At 51.0% G+C, this 20,356-nt stretch carries 17 protein-coding genes; 16 read left to right on the forward strand and 1 reads right to left on the reverse strand.

Annotation, left to right across the window (positions count from 1 at the left end; translation table 11 throughout):
* The first annotated feature begins 6 nt into the window (after nucleotides 1-6).
* The 4 genes from NWAT_RS04490 (at nucleotide 7) to NWAT_RS04505 (ending at nucleotide 5,801) form a co-directional block, all read left to right on the forward strand.
* Nucleotides 7-1,362 (forward strand): glycosyltransferase, encoded by a 1,356-nt coding sequence (locus NWAT_RS04490; RefSeq protein WP_013219957.1) that lies wholly within the window; start codon nucleotides 7-9, stop codon nucleotides 1,360-1,362.
* Nucleotides 1,363-1,381: 19 nt separating this feature from the next.
* Nucleotides 1,382-2,452 (forward strand): class I SAM-dependent methyltransferase, encoded by a 1,071-nt coding sequence (locus NWAT_RS04495; RefSeq protein ID WP_013219958.1) that lies wholly within the window; start codon nucleotides 1,382-1,384, stop codon nucleotides 2,450-2,452.
* A gap of 65 nt (nucleotides 2,453-2,517) precedes the next feature.
* Nucleotides 2,518-3,732 (forward strand): glycosyltransferase family 4 protein, encoded by a 1,215-nt coding sequence (locus NWAT_RS04500; RefSeq protein ID WP_013219959.1) that lies wholly within the window; start codon nucleotides 2,518-2,520, stop codon nucleotides 3,730-3,732.
* Nucleotides 3,729-5,801: an HAD family hydrolase gene (locus NWAT_RS04505; RefSeq protein WP_013219960.1), complete on the forward strand. Its 2,073-nt coding sequence runs from the start codon at nucleotides 3,729-3,731 to the stop codon at nucleotides 5,799-5,801. Before NWAT_RS04500 ends, NWAT_RS04505 begins: the two co-directional genes overlap by 4 nt.
* Before the next feature lie 2 nt (nucleotides 5,802-5,803).
* On the opposite strand, the gene NWAT_RS04510 is transcribed toward NWAT_RS04505, so the two are convergent.
* Nucleotides 5,804-7,873 carry a glycosyltransferase family 4 protein gene (locus tag NWAT_RS04510; protein WP_013219961.1) on the reverse strand — a complete coding sequence of 690 codons (2,070 nt, stop codon included), beginning with the start codon at nucleotides 7,871-7,873 and terminating at the stop codon, nucleotides 5,804-5,806.
* A 99-nt stretch (nucleotides 7,874-7,972) separates the two neighbouring features.
* Between NWAT_RS04510 and NWAT_RS04515 the strand changes: the two genes are divergently transcribed.
* From NWAT_RS04515 to flhB, 12 genes are all read left to right on the forward strand, one after another.
* Nucleotides 7,973-9,847, forward strand: a complete 1,875-nt coding sequence (locus NWAT_RS04515) for a hypothetical protein (protein WP_013219962.1) — start codon at nucleotides 7,973-7,975, stop codon at nucleotides 9,845-9,847.
* An 82-nt stretch (nucleotides 9,848-9,929) separates the two neighbouring features.
* Complete coding sequence (locus tag NWAT_RS04520) at nucleotides 9,930-12,356, forward strand: S8 family peptidase (RefSeq protein ID WP_013219963.1); 2,427 nt, start codon at nucleotides 9,930-9,932, stop codon at nucleotides 12,354-12,356.
* Nucleotides 12,357-12,472: 116 nt separating this feature from the next.
* Nucleotides 12,473-13,558 carry a glycosyltransferase family 2 protein gene (locus NWAT_RS04525; protein ID WP_013219964.1) on the forward strand — a complete coding sequence of 362 codons (1,086 nt, stop codon included), beginning with the start codon at nucleotides 12,473-12,475 and terminating at the stop codon, nucleotides 13,556-13,558.
* Nucleotides 13,559-13,605: 47 nt separating this feature from the next.
* Nucleotides 13,606-14,649 carry a UDP-glucose 4-epimerase family protein gene (locus NWAT_RS04530; protein ID WP_013219965.1) on the forward strand — a complete coding sequence of 348 codons (1,044 nt, stop codon included), beginning with the start codon at nucleotides 13,606-13,608 and terminating at the stop codon, nucleotides 14,647-14,649.
* A 243-nt stretch (nucleotides 14,650-14,892) separates the two neighbouring features.
* The gene (locus NWAT_RS04535; RefSeq protein ID WP_013219966.1) at nucleotides 14,893-15,408 is read left to right on the forward strand and encodes a flagellar basal body-associated FliL family protein; all 516 of its coding nucleotides are present in this window, start codon (nucleotides 14,893-14,895) and stop codon (nucleotides 15,406-15,408) included.
* 4 nt (nucleotides 15,409-15,412) lie between these two features.
* The gene (gene fliM / locus NWAT_RS04540; protein WP_013219967.1) at nucleotides 15,413-16,423 is read left to right on the forward strand and encodes a flagellar motor switch protein FliM; all 1,011 of its coding nucleotides are present in this window, start codon (nucleotides 15,413-15,415) and stop codon (nucleotides 16,421-16,423) included.
* A 19-nt stretch (nucleotides 16,424-16,442) separates the two neighbouring features.
* Entirely contained in the window at nucleotides 16,443-16,904 is a 462-nt protein-coding gene (fliN, locus tag NWAT_RS04545) for a flagellar motor switch protein FliN (protein WP_013219968.1), read from the forward strand.
* Nucleotides 16,901-17,392: a flagellar biosynthetic protein FliO gene (gene fliO / locus NWAT_RS04550; protein WP_013219969.1), complete on the forward strand. Its 492-nt coding sequence runs from the start codon at nucleotides 16,901-16,903 to the stop codon at nucleotides 17,390-17,392. The genes fliN and fliO overlap by 4 nt, the downstream gene beginning before the upstream one ends.
* Nucleotides 17,389-18,177 carry a flagellar type III secretion system pore protein FliP gene (fliP, locus tag NWAT_RS04555; protein WP_013219970.1) on the forward strand — a complete coding sequence of 263 codons (789 nt, stop codon included), beginning with the start codon at nucleotides 17,389-17,391 and terminating at the stop codon, nucleotides 18,175-18,177. Before fliO ends, fliP begins: the two co-directional genes overlap by 4 nt.
* The gene (fliQ, locus tag NWAT_RS04560; protein ID WP_002811617.1) at nucleotides 18,174-18,443 is read left to right on the forward strand and encodes a flagellar biosynthesis protein FliQ; all 270 of its coding nucleotides are present in this window, start codon (nucleotides 18,174-18,176) and stop codon (nucleotides 18,441-18,443) included. The genes fliP and fliQ overlap by 4 nt, the downstream gene beginning before the upstream one ends.
* 2 nt (nucleotides 18,444-18,445) lie before the next feature.
* Nucleotides 18,446-19,234, forward strand: a complete 789-nt coding sequence (gene fliR / locus NWAT_RS04565; RefSeq protein WP_013219971.1) for a flagellar biosynthetic protein FliR — start codon at nucleotides 18,446-18,448, stop codon at nucleotides 19,232-19,234.
* Nucleotides 19,221-20,354: a flagellar biosynthesis protein FlhB gene (flhB, locus tag NWAT_RS04570; RefSeq protein WP_013219972.1), complete on the forward strand. Its 1,134-nt coding sequence runs from the start codon at nucleotides 19,221-19,223 to the stop codon at nucleotides 20,352-20,354. Before fliR ends, flhB begins: the two co-directional genes overlap by 14 nt.
* Nucleotides 20,355-20,356: the final 2 nt, after the last annotated feature.

A 20,356-nucleotide genomic window follows, 5' to 3' on the forward strand; every position in this document is an offset into this window, starting at 1 on the left:
ACGATCATGCCTCTAGTGAGCGTGCTTATGCCCGCCTATAACCACGAAGAATATGTGTCCTCGGCAGTGGAAAGCGTCCTCGGCCAGACTCATAAAAATCTGGAGCTGATTGTGATTGATGACGCCTCCTCGGATGGCACCTGGGCGGTTTTACAATCTTTCCAGGATCATCGCCTGCGGCGGTACCGGCATGACCGCAACCAAGGCGCCCATGCCACGCTAAACGAGGCGATGGCTCTGGCGCAAGGGGAATACATTGCCATCTTGGATTCGGATGATAGGTATGACCCCCGCCGGCTTGAACGGCTGTTGTCGGAAGTCGGGCGCGCTAGCGGCAACGATGTTTTTATTTTTAGCGATGTGGATTTCATTGGGCCAACGGGAGGCGGTATTGCCGATCATCCCCGCGCCCAAGGCTATAAAACGCAGCGCAAGCGCTGGGAAACGTTAAGTCCGGCAAGCTGGTTTTTTGCCAGCAATCTTGCCATGACTACTTCTAATTTCTTTTTTTCCCGTTCCCTGGCAAATCGGGTTGGCGATTTTTCCCCCCTGCGCTATACCCATGATTGGGATTGGGCATTACGGGCTACCTTGCAGGGAACTATTCCTCTCTGGGTTCGGGAGGATCTGCTTGCCTATCGGGTCCATGGTGCCAATACCCTCTCCGAGGGTGATCTCTGGCGGCACATTCACGAAAACTCCTATGTGCAGGCCAGGGCGCTGCTCTCATTGGGGAAACAGTTAGGGGAGGGGAGCCCGGAGGGAAAAGCCCATGGGGAAGACATTCTCTTGGCCTTGATGGGTAATGAGAGCCTGCATCCCATTTCCCTTTTATGTTATTTGGTTTATGGTCTTGCGGGGACAGAAAATCTGTGCTTGCTAGATTGTGCGGGCGGGGGTAGTACCGGTTGGCGGTTACAGCGGCTAGCGGAGGCAGTTGCTTGCCCCCCGGGGGTCTTTCGTTCCATGGCTCACCTGGCGGAGCGGGAGAGAGCGATTGTCGTCCAAGCAGCTATGCTGGATGAGCGCTGGCAAGCCATGGAACAGATGAGACGAGAAATTGCAGGACAGAAGGCCATGGTTGAAGATCGCTGGGCTACCATCCAGCAGATGAGCGGCGAAATTGCTAGTCGGAATCAATGGATTGACGATCTGAGCACCGTGGTAAAAGAAAAGGAACATTGTATTAGCGCTCAGGGGACCATGCTAGATGAGCGCTGGCAGGCCATGGAACAGATGGGCAAGGAAATTGCGCAGCGGGATGCCCAGCTTGAAACAGCGCGGGCGGAAATACAGAAGCTCAATAGAAATCTTTTCATCCGGGCAGGGCGCTATCTCAGGCGGATGTTGGCGGCCCTTTAGTAAGGGGGAGGCATAAGGTATGGAAATAACCAATCTGGATTTGCCAGCGGATCTGGAAAGAGTGCTCCACGAGCACGTTTTTAGCAAATGGGATCAAGCCTTTCTTAAAACCCCCGAAGGAGAAGCAGGCAAACAGGAAGTACTGGTCCATCGTTTCAATAATGCGTTGCGCTTTACCGTGCCCTGGCTCAAACGCAGTCTCGATCTTTCTAATGCCTGTGTCGTCGAGATCGGTTGCGGATCGGGTTCGAGCACAGCCGCCCTTGCCCATCACTGCCGCGAGGTGGTGGGTTTCGATATCGACTCCGGTGCCATAAAGGCCGCCGAGGCGCGCTGCCAAGCCTACGGGCTTTCTAACGTCCGACTTCAGAGCGTGGCTCCGGAAGATTTGCTGCCAGCTATTGGCAGCCTGCCGCAAAAGGCTGATGTTTATCTTCTCTATGCTGTCATTGAGCATCAAACTTACCTGGAGCGGATCGAGACGCTCTCCACTCTTTGGAAGTTGCTTGCACCAGGCGGAGCCTTAGTTGTTATCGAGACTCCCAACCGGTTTGCCTATATAGACAAGCACACCTCGGAGCTTGAATTTTATCATCTGCTGCCAGACGATTTGGCCTTTCGATATATTCAGCACGTGCCCAGGCGGGCTTTCAAGGATACGATTGAACCTTTGATACAGCAGCAAACATGGGCTCAGGCAAGTGAGCTGCGGGTGAGATGGGGTCTGGGGGCAAGCTATCATGAGTTTGATATCGCCCTGGGGGAACCCTTAGATGAGATTATCGTAGCCGATGGCTTCGAGCAGGAGATGGTGGATTTTTTCCCCATAGACATGGATGAGGAATTGCTCACCCGCTTCTTTCACGCCCGAGTGCCGAGCAAACCGATTGGCTTTTCCCGGGCCGTGCTCAATCTCATTCTGCGCAAGCCTGGGGGGGAATTAGACCGGCGTGGAGCGGCTGAATTTGCGCGTAGCCGGAGAACTCAGATTGGTCTGAGACTGAACTCCGTGCCCGCGCCGCCGCAGACCCTAGCCCAACGCGCCTGGATGCGAGTCCGGACCTTTGTCGATCAAAAAGTTGGAATCTAAATCTGCTTCTTCAGTATTGCGAACATCGGCGATAAATAGAACTAAACATTCATTATAGATAAAATATGGCCACTATTGCCTGGCTTATTCCGAGTCTCCTTGAAGGTTCAGGAGGCCACCGCACTTTCCTTCAGCATGCGGATTATCTGCAACAACAGGGGCACCGCTGCTCCCTATACTTGGAAAATCCTGAGCAATTTTCTGGCCCCAATCTGCGTAAGCGTATCAAGCGGATGTTTGGGTATGATTTCCGGGAAGTCCATTCGGGTTGGTCGAATATTCGGCCAGCGGAGCTGGTATTCGCCACCATATGGTACTCTGCTAAGGTAGTTCGTGATTTGCCCTTTCCTTGTGTCAAAGCCTATTTCGTCCAGGATTTCGAGGCCCAGTTCAATTCCATGGGAGATGGTTATCTTATGGCCGAGAATTCCTATCGCTACGGCCTTTATCCGGTGACTATCGGCCGTTGGTTGCCGGCCTTATTAGAGCGCCAGTTCGGGGTGGCGGCTAGTCATTTCGATTTTTGCGCTGATTTAGAGAAGTATCGCCCGCTATCAAGGGTAAGGCGGGAACGGGCGATCTGCTTCATTTATCAACCGGATAAGCCCCGACGTTGCGTGGAGTTAGGGCTTGAGGCGTTGGGCCTCGTTAAACATTGGATGCCGGAGGTTAGGATTTATCTCTATGGTTCCAAGAGCAGCGCCCGGGCCTGGTTCGAACACGAAAACCTGGGCCTGTTGAGCTTAGAAGATTGCAATCGGCTTTACAACCGCTGTGCGGTGGGTCTATGTCTTAGCTCTACTAACCCCTCCCGGGTTCCCTTTGAGATGATGGCTGCTGGCCTGCCGGTAGTGGAGATGTATCGGGACAATACTTTATATGATTTTCCCGAGGAGGCGGTGTTGCTATGCGAGCCGACCCCGGAATCTCTGGCTCAGGGAATGAAGATTATTTTGGCTTCCTCTAAGCGGGCTGAAGCTATGAGTCAAGCTGGGATAGATTATATGGCTAACCGGCCGTTGGAATATGGGTTGGCGCAATTTCACGCTACGGTCAGTAGCCTGTTAAAAGGCACGGAGCCTTTTCCGCAGGAGCCAGCCCCCATGTATCGGCGGCCCGCGCTCGTTGCCGAGTCTCGCCCGGCAGGCACTGGGGCCGTTGCTGTTCCAGAGCCCTTGGTGGACCGGGGTCGTCTGGCTTTTTTGCCGCCTTTGCCACGCAAGGTCATACGGTTTTTTTATTATCGGTTGCGGCGGGCGCTGGCGGCGGTGAAAATATGAACAATGGCACGGGAAAGATAGCTGCTCAATCCTATGCGTTATTGACGATTGATGTTTGGGATACTTTGCTGCGCCGGCGCTGTCACCCCGATAGCGTGAAGTTGCAAGTGTGCCGGTATGTGGCGCTGAATTACGCGCAACATCTGCATCCTGAGAACCAGGATATTTGGGTTTTGTTACGCCTGCGCCAACAGGCGGAAAAAGAATTGGGAGATAAGAGCAGACAAGCGGGGCAAGATGATGAATACCGCCATCGGGAAGTTTACCGGCGTTGGCTGGCATTGGCGGGACTAACTCCCTTTCCCCTAAACCGCGAAACTCAGGAGCAATTGCTCTTGACCCTGGAGCGGGTGGAAATGGCCCAGGAAAAATTTGTTTCCTATCCGGATCCCACCATTGCGGCAACCCTAGAGCATTATCCTGTCTCTAGGCGGTGTTTTCTTTCGGACTTTTATCTGCCGGCTGCGGCCATCCAGAAACTGCTAGCTCATCATGGTCTGTCCCATTGGGCTGCGGAGGGGGTGGTCTCTTGCGAGGTAGGTTTAAACAAACGCTCTGGGCGGCTTTATCAACATTTGCACCAACACTTTGGGGTGACCCCAGGCCAGCATCTGCATGTGGGTGACAATGCTGAGGCGGATGTGCGGGCGGCAAAAAGAATGGGTGTGGTGGCGCTCCATTTTCAACCCCGGGATGAGCACGAAAAACGTCGGCAGCGAGAGGCTTCCTTTCATGCTCGAGCGGATGCCCTCCAAACGGCATCCCGAGATTTACTTGCTATTCCGCCTCCCTTCCCGTGTGAACGGCAGGAGATTTATGACTATGGCCGGAAATGCTCCCTGCTGTTAATAGGCTTTACTACTTGGGTCATGGAACGGGCAGTAGCGGATCAGGTAAAAGAATTATATTTCTTTACTCGGGAAGGTGAATTTTTTATTGAAATTTACCGCCGGCTGGTGAAATGGGATTGGTTAGGTTTTTCACCGCCCCCCGCCAGTGTGCTCCCCGTCAGTCGACTTGCTACTTTTGCCGCCTCCCTAAAGAATTTATCCACGACGGAGCTGATGCGTTTGTGGAATCAATACAGTACTCAGTCTTTAGGCGCGTTGTTGAAATCCCTTGGTTTGGAGCCGGTAGAGTTCACTGAGCAGGCTGTTCGCCATGGGTTGGAGCTAACCCGGCCTATTACCTATCCCTGGCAGGATACCCGCATTCATGCTTTTCTCGGCGATCCTGAGGTCAGCGCAGAAATTGAAGCCCATCTGAAGGCTAAGCAGGGCCAATTGTCTACTTACCTGGAATCCATGGGCCTGGAAAATGTCGCCGGTTCGGTGGGAATTGTTGATATCGGCTGGCGAGGGACCATCCAGGACAATTTGGCTCGTCTGCTGCCGTCAGTGGCGCTGCACGGTTATTATTTAGGTTTGAATCGGTTTCTTAATATCCAGCCAGAAAATATTCGGAAGGAGGCTTTTGGCCCCAATCTTAATAAGAATAACGAGAGGGGTTCTCTCTTGGATTTTGTGGCGCCTCTAGAAATGCTGTGCAATTCCCCTTCCGGTAGTGTGATGGGTTATGAGAAGGGTGAGCACAGTATTCAGGCTTATCGTCATACCGACGAGGAAGAAAATCGGATATATGATGCGTATGTTCGTCATTTTCAGGCTGGAGTATTAGACGCAGTCCCCTTTTGGGTGGATTTTCTGCGCACCCATGCTTATTCGTCCAGCGAGTTTCGGCCACTTGCCATGGATATTTGGTCGGATATCATTCAACACCCCCCGCCTTTTTTGGCACAAGCCTATTTTCAGCTTAATCATAATGAGACTTTCGGAATGGGGGGATTCTCCAATAAGCAGCGTATGCTAACCACGGGAGAGGTAATGGGCGCCTTTGTTTCCAAAAAACAGCGGACAAAGCTTCATGAATTTTTACGGGAGAATGGTTGGGTGCCAGGATTGTTGGCTTGTCCCGATGTTGATTCGACCTTTCGCTGGGTGCTGGGTAAGTTTTTATGGGCCTTGAGTATTCGGCGCTGGGTCCGGCGCCGTTTCTTCTCAAGCCTATAAGTTCAGAAAATATTATGGTTGCTTAGGGTTGTGATTAAAGCATGGTCGGTGAGAGTGCTAATCACGGGTACGCGGAACTGCTTGATTTTAGTGAGGTGGGGCTGGCTTTTATCGCCTGCCATAGGCAGATAGATTAGATCTGCGGCTATGAGGTATTCTGGCAGCGAAGCGGCGGTGGCCTGTATGAAAAATAGTCGGCGGGGCGCCATCGCTAGCCCTCTTGCTTTCAGCCCGGCGGGGAGAGGAGAGATATCGTCTCCTTCGCACCATAAAAAATATAAATTCCGTTGGTTATCCATCTGTCTGCTAGCAGCGCTAATAAAATCTTGCACTGCCTCCGGTTGATCTGTCTGAGCAAGACCCAGCATGATACGGGCGGCGTCGGGTATTCCAAGACGCTCCCTTAGGTGGATACGGCCTGTGAGCCGTTGCGATAAATTAAGCGTATGGGCGCGTTCTTGGAGTAGGCTTCTGTTTTTAGAGATATTTTGAGTAGGTTGCAGGGTTGAGGTTTCTCTTCCGCTGGCAATAGGGGGGGGGTTCTGGTTTGCTGCCCAGGGTGGTTTGGGATGAAAATGAGTGCGCAAAGCCCGGAGGGGCGCGGTCATTCGCCAGGAATTCGAATGACGTAAGGCAATCAGCTCCCGCTCCAACGTTTTGGTGTGAGCCTGGTGGTAGCTGAGCATTTGGCTCATCTCATTAAGCTGATGACGGCTTTCTGCCAGTTCTGCGGCTTGGCGGCAGGTTTCCTGCTTCAGCCGGGTATGAGTCGAGTGGTTGCGGATTTGGGCATTTTCAATTCCCTGGGGTAGCCAATTTCCTTGGGTTAGGGAGTTGCTGAGGGTTGGCAACAGAGCTTGGTAATCCTGCACCATATCCCGTGCCTGGCGGATAGGATGAGTATCCAAGTGGTGGGCAACACGGCCAAGGGAGACTCGCTCCTTCGCTAGAGAAGTAACCAGGGCGATCAAATCTTGAGCGGTGGGTGGGTATAGGAAGCCGTTTATGCCGTGCTGGATGCGTTCCCTGAATGCGCCTAAGGCGGTGGCGAGGGTAGGGATACCCAAGGCCCACATTTCGCTGAGGGTGTAGCTAAAAGTCTCCGGCAGAGTGGAGAGGAGCAGGGCGCAATCTGGCGAGAAATTCTGGATTAAGGTGCTGAGTTCAGCAAGGTTGTAGTCCGGAACGAGGGTGATACCCTTGATATCCGTGAAGGATTGAGCGAATAGGCCGCAGCCGAGGAGAAGGAATTCGGCCTGCTTAGTGAGTCGTGGGAGGGCCTCCTGCAGCAGGGGTAGCCCTTTGTGGAATTCTAGACGGCCAGGGACGACAATGCGTAATTTGCGGCTTTCGTGCTCCACATCTCTAGCGTTGTTGCTAGGCGTGGTGTGGACCGGGCGACGTAGCCGCTCTAAATCGGTGCCATGGGGGATGAGGTGGCATGTTTTAGCAGCGATTTCAGGATAAAGTTGGTACAACCGGTCCCGCGCCGTGCGGCTAGGAGCCACCAGATAGACTTGGGGTTGCAGGATGGCAGCCGCATAAACTTGGCGTGTGGCTAGCCAGTGTTCAGCGGTGGAATTATGCCAGCATTCGTTATGGGGGTTGGACTCTAGGCAATGGGCTAAACTGTCTTGATTGCAGCGTTCGCAGGAAGCGCCAAAATAACCGAACATGGCCGGGCAGTAAGGATAGAGATCGTGCAGCACCCGCAGGGTAAGCCGTCCAGTGTCGAGGGCATCCAGGGAGTGTCCAATCAGAGAAGAGACCACCACGGTCTCCACGGCCAGGCCGGTGAGGAGATCCGAGAGGAGGGTTTTATACTGAGGATGGGTAAGGGCAGTCGTGGGAATGGGAGGGGTAAGTTCCCAGGTGGCAAGGGGCCTCTCCGGGTAGGCCGAGTCTACCAGCTCCAACCCCTGCCCAAAAATATTACGGTTACTGACGGAATAAAGAATGAGGTGTCGCCGTTCCGGATAGTGCTGGATAAAGTCCTCGGTCCAACGGGCGATGCCGCCACCCCAGCTATGGAGAATATGGAGTAGGCTGGGCTTGGGATAATTATCTGCCATTAGAAGCGATAAGGGATGAGCCTATTTTTTTAGCAATGAGTGAATTTTTAATGACGTTTTTAAATAAATTTTACGCTAACATTTTGAAGAGTCTGGATAATGGCAATTGAGAAAAGAGGCAAGATAAATTATTCTTGGAATTTTAGCCAGGATTACAACACGGCGGCTACCGCTACCACCCATCAGGAGCGGGGATTATGGGCCTTTGATCATTGTGCCGTTTTTTCTCTACCACAGCGGCGGCTACTTTTAAAGAGCAGGCATACCGATAGCAGGTTAGTGGTCTCTTCAGAGGTCTTTCAAGTGCTCCAGTTTTGCCGGCAATTTAGAACACTGGAAGAACATATGGCCGTGGTGAAGAGAATGAATCCGGCGCTTGCGGAACGCCAGTCTGAAATAAGCCAAATTTTTAATAAATTCATTGAACAGGGCTTCATGATTTCGGCCAAAACATTAGTTACAAAGTTGCAGCATAAAGAGAGAAATTTTAGCCAGTCTCCTTTATTTGGAATTTTGGCACGCACTTGCGATAGGCCAAAGTCATTGGCCCGTTTAATCAAGAGTTTTGCTGAAAATGAGCACCATCATGGACAACGCTACCGGTATTTTGTGGTGGATGATTCCAGAAGTCTGGAGAATATCACTAAAAACCAAGCTCTCATAGAGCAGGCCAAAAAGAAAGAAGGGCTAGAGATTTATTATCATGGCTGGAGTGAGCAGCAAAAACTTATTGCTGCTTTGCTCGGGGCTTTTCCAGAACATGAGGAGTCAATCCAGTGGTTGTTAGGTAAAAATACCGAGAATGGAAGATTTTCAGGGGGCAGGCTCTGGAATTACATGATGCTTCTAACCGCTGGGAAACGCTTCCTGGCGATAGACGATGATATGGTCTGTCAACCGCGCCTGGCGCCGGACCACCAGAATCGTTTGGAAGTCTCGGAGAGACCGCGAGAAGTCCGTTTCTTCCTGGATCGGGATGATCTATTAACAAACACCACCGTATCTCCTATCGATCCTATCGAGCAACATGCCGATGTGCTTGGGCGCTCGATGGGGGCAGCGGCCCATCATTTCTCTGCGGTTAAGTTGGAGGAGCAAAGCTTTAAGGATTTTAGAAGAGAGCAGATGGATGCGTTGCGGGCCGACTCTAAGATTCTTTTAACCCAATCCGGTATTTTGGGTGATCCTGGCACTGTTTCTACTGATTGGATATACGAGCTTGAGGGAGAAGCAAGATCGCAATTGGTGGAGAGCTTAGAAAGTTATCAAGTATTACGTGCTAGCCGGTACTTGTGGCTGGGAACTTCTTCCTTTCATTTTTTACCTGACACTTCATTGCTCAGCACTCTGAGCGGGGTTGATAATCAACAGATGCTGCCTTGTACAAGCCCTTATTTCCGCAATGAGGATCACTTATTTGGGGGTTTGGTTAAAGCTTTGTATCCTACTTCCTTGGCGCTAGAATTCCCCTGGAGCCTGCTGCATTTTCCTGAATCTGAACGGGTTTGGAATCAAGCGGTTTTGGATAAGCCTGAGAATGTAGGTGCGCTTGGGTTTCTCACTGACATTACTAGTAATGCCATGAAAAATTGCTATGCTAATCATGCATGGCAAAGATTAACTTTCTTGGCAGAAACTTACCTTGGCTTGGCGAACGGGGATGTCGCTGTGCTTGAGGCGGGAATTGAGGAAAATTTGCTTCATGCACGGGTAGGTAAGGTCAATCGCTTGCAAGCCCAGTTAGATGCTTATCAGGGTCAGCCTTCCTATTGGGCTGAGGACATAAAGCGTTTATTGCAAGCGGGGAGCAATGCTTTGGTCAGTCGTGAAAATCGACTCATTCCCGATGCTGCACCGGATAGTGGGCGGACAGATCAGGTAGTCCTCGTCAGAACGCTATTACGCCAGTTGGGGGGTGCGTTGAAGGTATGGCCGTTGCTATGGCGGTTCTGCCAAGAAAATACTTGGGATTAGCTCTCTATCTAACCGCTTTAGACTCTAAGCCCAAGTGAACAAAGGAATTATCCGTCGAGTGATCCATTTAATGAAGGTCTGTATGATTTTTATGGGCCTAGCACTTATTTCGGCATACGGAGATGGCAGTAATGACCGCCGATTAGAAAGCAATGAAGTTTTTTCTCCCACCCCAGACGCACCCTCCTCCTCTCATCCCCGTATTGAGTATCGTTTGCAAAAGATGCTGGAAGCGGTGGCTAGCCCTAAGGGAACAGCCCAGGCTCGACCCGTGCAAGTCCATGTTCTTTTGGCTGGGCCTCTTACCGCCGAAACGCGCTTAGCCATCGAGGCGTTAGGAGGTAAGGTGGAAATCGAGCGCGGTGAGCATTTGCAAGTGTTATTGCCCCTGCCACGGGTTTCCGAGCTGGCGGCCTTATCCCAGGTCCAGTACGTGCGGCTGCCCCGCCGGGCCGAACCTCGTGAGGAGAATCGTCTTGTGCCGCAAAGCATCCGTAGTGAAGGTGTCCAGGCCACGTTTGCTGATCAGCTCCACTCCCTAGGGGTGACGGGAAAGGGAGTGCGGGTTGCTGTCTTGGATAGGGGGTTCCAGGGCTATCAGGATCTTTTGGGGGTTGAATTACCCGCTGAGGTTACGACAAAAAACTTTAATCTAGGGGAAGGGTTCGAGGGGACTCGTCATGGCACCGCGGTAACTGAAATTCTATACGATATGGCCCCCGAGGTGGAGTTTACGCTGATTGCCGTGAGTACTGAATTAGAATACATGGCGGCGCTAGATTGGCTGCGGGCGCAAGGGGTTTCCATCGTTTCATTTTCCTTGGGCTTCGATAATCTCGGTCCGCTGGATGGCAGGAGTCCGGTTTCCGCGGCTGCAAGCCGGTTATTTGATGAAGCGGATATCTTATTTGTCGCTGCTGCGGGGAATGAGCAGCAAAACTACTGGAGCGGTCTCTTTAACGACCTAGATGGCAATGGTGCCCACGACTTTAATGCCCAAGACGAGGGTCTAGGCGTCCAGTTGCGTGGGGGAGATGGCGTTCGCGTTATCCTCAATTGGGACGATTGGGGCGAAGATCCGGCCTATCCCCATGCCGATCAGGATTATGACCTCTATATTTTTTGCCCAGGCGCAGTCCGGTTTTCCCCCGATAATGCCTGTGCTTCATCTAGGAATTTCCAGACTGGGCAATTAGGCCAGGAGCCGCTAGAGCAGGTTTTTTTTGCTGCGCCAGAGACGGGCGAATATAATATTTTTGTTGTGCGCGGGAGTCCTGGAACCGGTGAGCGGTTACTGCGGCTATTTGTCGGCGGCAGCCAGGGAGAAGCTTTTCTCATGGAATATCAAAATACCGCCAGCACCTTGGTTTTACCTAGTGATGGCCGGAGTGTATTTGCGGTCGGCGCTATGGATATAGGCACCCAGCAATTAGCGCCTGAGTCTTCCCTTGGCCCCACCTGGGATGACCGAATCAAGCCAGATATCGTTGCCCCCGATGGGGTCACTACCGCCGCTCTGGGCGCTTTTTTCGGTACTTCGGCGGCAACGCCTCATGTAGCGGGAGCAGGGACGCTGCTCAAGTCCCAAGATCCCAACCGTAGCGCTCAGGATCTTAAGCTGCTGCTACAACAGGCTAGTACAGATCGTGCCGTTGGGGGAAAAGATAATGAATATGGTTCCGGAACCTTGCTGCTTGAGAATTTTGTAGCCGATGAGCGACTCTCGCCCCTATCTGGTGTATGGTGGAATCCTTCGCAAGTTGGGCATGGCTTTTTTTTCGGTATTCGCAATAATAGGTTAGTAGCTACTTGGTATACCTATGATGGAGTGGGGAACCCATTTTGGCTGCTCTCCGCTGGCTCCATGGCTGCTGGGAGTCGCTATTCTGGTACACTACATGCTTTTCATGGCCCGCCATTAAAGTCGCCCTTGAATACATTGTTTGATAGTAGCGGTAGTACTGTGGCTACAAACGAAATAGGTAGCCTTGATATTGATTTTATCCATCCTGGCGAAGCTTCCATCAATATTCAACTGAATGGCGATTCTCTAATTTCTCCAAATACCTTGAGCCTTAAGGCGCAGCCTTTTTTGGCCTATCCAGCAGCTGCTCAAAGTCCCCAGGTTCCTTATATTTCAAAGTACAGTGGTCTATGGTGGAATGCAGAGCAGAGCGGACACGGTTTTTTTATTAATATTCAAGAGAGCGTGCTAACCGCGGCATGGTATACCTACGATGATAGCCAGGGAGAGCCAGTCTGGATTCTGACGGCCGGTCCTATGGATTCCGCAGCTACCTATTCAGGAACAGCCTATCGTTTTACAGGCCCAGCTCTTATGTCTGGCGCAAATCTTGCTGATTACTTTGATGAGACGGGAGCTACTGTCAATGGAGTGGCCAGTGGTGCTCTTTCCATCACTTTTACCTCGAATACCACAGCGGTTGTGACTATCGGTAACGTGCTTTCGGTAAATGAAACCCTACAGTTAGAGCGTTTTAATTTTTAAAGCCTTTTAGAAATTTAACGGGATAATAGTATGTTTAGCATAGCGATTTGTTTGCTTTAGTCTGCTAAACTAATCACGGGTAATATAAAAGAAAACTATGCCGGGCAAGGCTATTCATGAAAAGTATAAATGGAGAGGGTAGGAACAAGTTCAGCGGAGCGGAGCGCCATCCACTTGTTTCCGTCGTTATAGTCAACTTCAATGGCGGTTGGCTGCTAACCGAAGCGGTGCGCTCTGTGTTGGAGGTGGATATCCCTTTAGAGATAATCGTCGTGGATAATGGTTCCCACGATAGTAGTCTAGCGTGCTTGCGGAGTATCGTGGACGGGGATTCACGAGTGCGGGTGATTGAAAATAGCCGCAACCTAGGATTTGCCCGGGCAAATAATATTGCTCTCAGGCAGGTGTTAGGAGACTATGTTCTGTTGCTAAATCCAGACTGTGTTATCCGCCCAAATACGCTCTCAAGTATGCTTAAGGCCATGGCTAGGGAGCCGGAGGCAGGGATGGCAGGTTGCCTGCTTCGTAATCCAGATGGAACCGAGCAAGCCGGTTGCCGCCGTAGTGTGCCTACACCATGGCGAACTTTTGTCCGGGTGCTTCATTTGAATAGGCTATTTCCCGATCACCCTAGATTTCAAGGGTTTGTCTTGAGCCGCCAGCCTTTACCTAGGGAGTCCTTCTCTCTCGAAGCTATCTCTGGTGCCTTTATGCTGGTTCGACGGGAGGGCCTCAAACATGTGGGTTTGCTGGATGAAAATTATTTTCTCCATTGCGAGGATTTAGATTGGTGCATGCGATTCCGGCAGGCGGGCTGGAAAATTTTATTCGTCCCGAGTGTGGAGGTGGTTCACTATAAGGGGACTTGCAGTAAGGATTGGCCTATCCAAGTGCTTTGGTACAAGCACAAGGGCATGGTGTATTTTTATCGGAAATTCTTTCGCCACCAATATCCCTTATCGCTTATGGGGTTAGTAGTCGGTGCCGTGTGGGGCCGTTTTTGCGTGCTAGCCGGGTTGGCCTTACTACGGCGGCTTGCCGCTGAAGGCAGAGCTAAGGCTGGGTTTAGAATAAGGAATACTTTTTACTTGGCTGGGAGACCCCCGAAAATGGCGAGCACTTCAGCCACGACGGCCTATCGGGTTAAGCCGGACAGCACCAGCGTTTCACAGGGAATGGCAAAACGTGCCCATAGCCGCTAATATTGTATTCATAGTCTCCGCTGTTTTCCTTGGTGTCTGATTTTAGAATGAAGGTGCTTGTTACCGGCGCAACGGGTTTTATTGGTCGGCACTTGGTGGCAGCGTTACTATCGAGAAAAAAAGCTATCCGGATATTAGCAAGAAATGCGGAGCAGGCTGAGGCAATATGGAGTCCGGGTTCACTAGAGGTAGTCCAGGGAAATCTTGGCAATGCCTTAACGCTGGGGGATTTGTGTGAAGGGATTGATATTGTTTTTCACTTGGCTAGCGGCAGCTTTGCCGAAAACGATAAGACCGGCGAGGCAGAGCGGCTCCACCAAAAAGTAGGGGTGGAGGGGACGAAAGAACTTCTGAGACGAGCTGTAAGGGCTGGAGTTAAACGATTTATTTTTGTGAGTAGCGTCAAAGCCATGGGTGAGGGAGGAAGCAGTCATCTTGATGAGGCTAGTCCAGAACTCCCCCAAACTGCCTATGGTCGAGGGAAGCTAGCTGCTGAACGGGTGGTGCTAGAGGCAGGCCGTACCTACGGTATGCATGTTTGCAACTTGCGCCTTCCCATGGTTTATGGCAGTGATGGCAAGGGGAATCTCCCCCGGATGATGGCCGCGATTGAGCGAGGATGGTTTCCACCACTGCCGGAAGTGAAAAACCGCCGTTCCATGGTGCATGTCAATGATGTTGTGCAGGCGCTATTGCTCACAGCCGAAAATCCCAAGGCGAGCCACCAAACTTATATCGTGACGGATGGTTGTACTTATTCCTCTCGCCAAATTTATATATTGCTTTGCCAAGCATTAGGCCGTTCTATTCCGGGGTGGCGTTTTCCGGCCGGGTTGCTGCGAATGATTGCTAAAGCGGGGGATTTTGCCGGGTGGGTTCTCAAGAGGGAAGTACCTTTGAATTCCCACGTATTATACAAGTTAATGGGTTCGGCATGGTATAGCTGTGCCAAAATACAAAGAGAACTCGGTTATCGTCCTCGGTATTCCCTAGAAACGGCATTGCCTGAAATCCTTAAAGCTCTTTGCTTAGCAACCCTTCACCAAAGATCGTTGGCATTGACTCCTGATAGGAGGGAAGAGGGGAAGTGAACCTAGAAAGCAATTTCCCGTACTCTTCCACCTCCCGTATTAAGGTGGGAAGATAGCCATTACTGAGCGTCAATTTTTTGCCAAACCGCTTTTGTCATTAATCGCCATTTATTTGGCGGCCACCAGGTACTTTACGGCAAGTTATTTAAATTAATACGTTTTTCTGCTATTGGAAGAGATGGTATGGGGCTTGCTTACATTAAGAATAAATAATTCTTAGTTGTAAGCAGAGGAATAAACCCCATGGCTGAAAGCGATACCTTGGATGCGGAAACCGGGAATGGTGGAGGCTCCAAAAAATCCCTGATTATTCTCATTTGCGCCTTGCTTATCCTCCTGATAATAGCGGTGGCGGGGGCTTTGTACCTAACTGGCGTGATAGGCCCGCAGGTGGCTACTAACGAGGTTTCCGCAGCCGCTAAGGTATCTAGCCAGCCCGCTATCTATCATTCTCTAGACCCTGTTTTCGTCGTTAATTTCCAGCACCAAAGCCAGCACCGGATACGCTTTCTCCAGACTAAAATGGAGGCTATGGCTCGCGATCAAGAAGTCATTGATGCGTTGAAAACGCACATGCCTGCTATTCGTAATACGCTGCTGCTTCTACTTAGCCAACAGGACTACGAAACGGTGCGTACCCTGGAGGGTAAAGAACGGCTGCGGGAGGCAGCACGGGAGGAGATTAATCTAATTTTGGAGGCCCAAGCGGGCGTCTCCGGCGTGGAGGCCGTCTTTTTCACTGGCTTCGTAATGCAGTAAAGCCATGGCTGCTACTGATATTCTTTCCCAAGATGAAGTGGATGCCTTGCTTTCCGGTATTGCCGGTGGTGGGGGTGAAGACGACCCACGGGTTCTGGGACATGAAAAGACGATTCGTCCTTACGATTTTAGCAGTGAAGACCGTATCGCTAGGGCTTATGTTCCCCTGTTGGAAATGATTAACGAGCGTTTTGCACGCCAATTTCGCCTCAGTTTATTTAACCTGTTGCGGCGGGCGACCGAGGTTACGGTGGGAGGAGTGCAGGTGCTCAAGTTTTCTGAGTATCTTCATACCCTCTTTATGCCTACCAGCTTAAATCTAGTGCAGATACATCCTCTCCGGGGGGCGGGCTTGTTCGTATTTGATCCTAAATTGGTATTTATGCTGGTAGATCGGTATTTCGGCGGTTCTGGGGAATTTTATAATCGCCTTGAAAACCGTGAATTTACCCCTACCGAGATGCATATTATCCAGTTGGTTTTAGAAAGAACCTTTACTGATCTAAAGCAGGCTTGGGAGCCGGTGCTGGCAATAAATTTTGAGTATTTACAGACGGAGTTTAATCCCCGGCTTGCCACCATTGCTAGCCCCAGTGAGATAGTAGTGGTTTCCACCTTTCATGTGGAGTTTGAGGGAGGGGGCGGAGAATTTCACATCGCCTTGCCCTATACCCTACTGGAGCCTGTGCGTGAACTACTAGATACTGGAAAAAAAGATGATTTCACTCAGGCAGATGGTGGCTGGAATCAGGCTCTAAGGAAAAATGTTTCGGATGCCGAAGTAGAATTGTCCTGTACCTTAACGGAAATCCGGCTTTCCTTAAAGGAGGTATTAGCGCTCAAGTCGGGAGATATCTTACCCATTGAACTGCCGTCCACCGTCACCGCCCTTGCCGATGGTGTTCCCGTATTCCGGGTCCGCTATGGGATTCACAATAGTAGTCGCGCTCTAAAAGTAGTAGAGCGTCTACTTTCTCCTGAGTCGTTTACTGAAAAATTATCCACTGAATTATAGATCCTTATAAGGTTTATCTATGAGTTCCCATCATAAAAATCAAGATTCCGTAGCAGTTGATGAATGGGCGGATGCGCCGTCCCAGTCACAAGTTGGCGAGTTGGACTCCGGGCAGGAGGAAAAGGTTACTTCCGAGGTCAAGAAAGAAGAAGTCGCCTCGATGTCGGGCCCCCAGGCGGTATTAGAAGAGCTGGAAGCCGATCCGGGAAATGTTACCAAGGATATCAATTTAGAACTTATTTTGGATATCCCGGTAACCATGGCCATGGAGATTGGACGCACCAGAATTAGCATCCGGAATTTACTGCAATTAAACCAGGGTTCGGTGGTAGAGCTTGATCGGCTTGCCGGAGAGCCTTTAGACGTTTTAGTCAACGGATGCTTGATTGCCCATGGTGAATTGGTGGTAGTGAATGAGAAATTTGGCATTCGCCTGACCGATGTAATCAGCGCCCCAGAACGGGTTAAGAGGCTCAAATGAATAAGTCTCCTTATGCTTTTATGGCTGTTATTTTTTTGCTATCGGTGTTTTCCGGTCAGGTCGCTCTAGCTACGGGAAGCCCCGCCCAAACCCGGCCGCTCCAGGGGGAGGAAGTTCCGGGAGGGTTCGTTCAAGCCCCCAATATTCCTGCTTCAGCGATTGCTACGGGAGAGGTACTCCAAATGATGATAGCCCTTGTCTTGGTGCTTGGCGCTATTGTTTTGGTGATGTGGCTGCTGCGCCGTGTCCAGGGTTTACAACGTAACAATGGAACTGACTTGCGGATTCTGGGAGGCGTGTCCCTTGGAACGCGGGAGCGGGCGGTGCTTGTTCAGGTAGGGGAGCAACAACTACTTGTGGGGGTTTGTTCAGGGCAGATCCGGACTTTGCATGTGCTAGAGACACCGGTTGCCGTGCCCCAGAAGCCGTTAAAAAACCCTTTTTCTCAGCACTTGAGTACTGTACTCAAACGGGGGGAGTCGCCATGAGCAGGCTGATGCGGCGGCTAAAATTATCTTGCCACCAGGGAGCGTGGTATTGGCTATTGCCTGGCTTGCTCCTGCTGCCCGTAGCCACAGGCTGGGCCGCGCCAGGTGTTCCCGCGCTGGCGGTAACGGCGGATGGGAATGGCGAGCAAACCTATACCGTGACCTTGCAAATCCTGGGGCTTATGACAGTTTTAACCTTGCTGCCGGCAGCAGTGATGGTTATGACCTCCTTCACGCGCATTATCGTGGTGTTTTCCATCCTGCGCCAAGCGCTGGGATTGGCCCAGACTCCCTCTAGTCAAATTTTGATTGGACTTGCCCTATTTTTGACCTTTTTTATTATGAGCCCAGTGTTGGATAAAGCCTATCAGGAAGGGGTAAAACCTTATTTTCAAGAAGAAATCTCCGTGGCCGATGCCCTGGCGCGAGTACGAGAGCCCTTTCACCACTTTATGATAGCCCAGACCCGGGAAACCGACCTTAAACTTTTTGCGGAGATCTCTGGACGGGAAGCGTTCGAGTCTCCTGAGCAGGTACCCTTTTCTTTATTGGTGCCCGCCTTTATTACCAGCGAGCTTAAAACAGCTTTTCAGATTGGCTTCTTATTATTTATCCCCTTTCTCATTATTGATCTTGTGGTGGCAAGTGTATTAATGGCGATGGGTATGATGATGCTTTCTCCCATGCTGGTATCGCTCCCCTTTAAACTCCTTCTTTTTGTTCTCATCGACGGTTGGTCCCTGCTGATGGGTACCTTAGCCTCAAGCTTTTATGTAGCCTCATGACTGCAGATATCGTCCTTTCCCTTCTTCGCCATAGTCTAGAGTTGCTTGCCTTATTGCTGGCTGTTCTCTTATTGCCTTCCTTAGCCGTAGGCGTCTTGGTGAGCATGTTTCAGGCAGCTACCCAAATCAACGAAATGACTTTGAGTTTTATTCCTAAACTCTTAGCCGTGTTACTTACGCTTGGCCTCGCTGGTCCTTGGATGTTGCAGTTAGTGTTGGATCACAGCCGGCAAATTTTTGAGAATATTCCCACGCTTATCGGGTAAGCATGGATTTTACCAGCAGTGAGTTAAATCAACTGATCAGCGCTTATCTGTGGCCCTTTTGCCGTATCGGGGCACTATTGATGGCGATGCCACTCTTTGGCAGCAAGGTCGTCCCAGTGCGGATACGCTTAATGCTTGCCCTTGCGCTCACCGTTGTGATTGCACCTGTAATCCCGGCCACTTCAGTAGCTGCTTTAAGCGTGGAGGGAGGGTTGTTGGTGATGCAACAGTTCCTAATTGGGCTTGCCATGACCTTGGTCTTACAGATGGTATTTCAGGCTTTTGCCATAGGGGGGCAAATCGTGGCTACCCAGATGGGATTGGGCTTCGCTTCCTTGATGGATCCTCAGAATGGAGTGGCGGTTTCCATGATCTCGCAACTTTATACTATTCTTATTACCTTGGTTTTTCTGGGATTAAATGGCCATTTAGTGGTCATTCAAGTGTTAGCGGAGAGTTTTTATATCCTTCCTTTGGGTGTGGAGGGGGCAAGTCTAGGGAGCTTTTGGCAATTGGCGGGAGGGGGAAGCTGGATGCTTGCCGGGAGCGTGTTAATCGCTTTGCCAGCCATTGGAGCGTTGTCGTTAGTTAATTTGACTTTCGGTGTGATGTCCCGTGCCGCGCCTCAACTTAATCCCTTTTCCATTGGTTTTCCCCTCACCCTCCTTTTGGGATTTTGGGTGCTTTTATTTACCTTGCCCAATGCTCCAAGTCATTTAGTCAATCTCACCGATACCGCTTTAACGCTTATCCGCGCTTGGTTAGAGGAAGGGAATAATGGCCGACTCTAGCGCCCAGGAGCGCACAGAACAGCCGACTGCAAAGCGCCAGGAGGATGCTCGAAAAAAAGGCCAGGTTCCCCGTTCACGGGAACTTAGCACCACAGTTTTGCTGCTGAGTTCTGCTCTAGGGCTGGTGTTGGTAGGGGAGTCTTTGTTGCAGGGGTTAGCTGATCTGATGCGGCAAGGTTTGCAGTTGGAGCGCGCCCAAATTTTCGAGCCGAAGGCTGTTATTTTACAATTCCAGTGGGGAGTAGGGGAAGCGGTCAAAATAATAACGCCTTTTTTGGCTTTAACACTGATAGCGGCGTTGGCCGCCCCTCTTTTAATGGGGGGTTGGAGTGTTAGTGCTCAGTCCTTGGGTTTTAAGTGGGAGAAATTAAATCCGGCCAAGGGCATGAAGCGAATTTTCGGCCCTCAAGGCGGCATGGAGCTACTCAAGGCACTGATTAAATTCCTGCTTCTAAGTGGTGTGGCTTGTCTGCTGTTTTGGCTTTTTAGTTCCGATTTGATGGCCTTGGGAAGGCAACCGTTTGTTCCCGCCGTATTTCAACTAGCCCACTTGATGGGATGGAGTTTAGTGGGCCTTTCAGCCAGTCTTGCGCTTATCGCGGTGATCGATGCTCCCTTCCAAAGCTGGAATCATATCCGTCAGCTTAAGATGACCCGGCAGGAGGTCAAGGAGGAACATAAAGAAACCGATGGCAACCCGGAGCTCAAGGGACGGATTCGCCGTGTTCAGCGGGAAATAGCAAGCCGCCGCATGATGGCAGCGGTGCCCCAGGCCGATGTGGTGGTGGTCAACCCTACCCATTACGCGGTAGCCCTGAATTATGAGCAAGATAAACAGGGTGCTCCACGAGTAGTTGCTAAAGGGGTTGATCAGGTGGCCCTTAAAATTCGAACGGTAGCGGCAGGTAATAACGTACCCGTACTCTCCGCACCGGCTTTAAGCCGCGCCATTTACCACAGTACCGAGCTAGACCAAGAAATTCCTGCCGGACTTTACCGTGCTGTGGCGCAGGTGCTGGCTTACGTCTTGCAACTGCGCCAGTACCAACGCCGGGGTGGTCCCCGACCCCAACCTATTCCAAATGAACTTCCGATTCCTGAAGACTTGAGGCGGGATTGATA

It is taken from the genome of Nitrosococcus watsonii C-113 (assembly GCF_000143085.1).
In the GTDB taxonomy this organism is placed as follows: domain Bacteria; phylum Pseudomonadota; class Gammaproteobacteria; order Nitrosococcales; family Nitrosococcaceae; genus Nitrosococcus; species Nitrosococcus watsonii.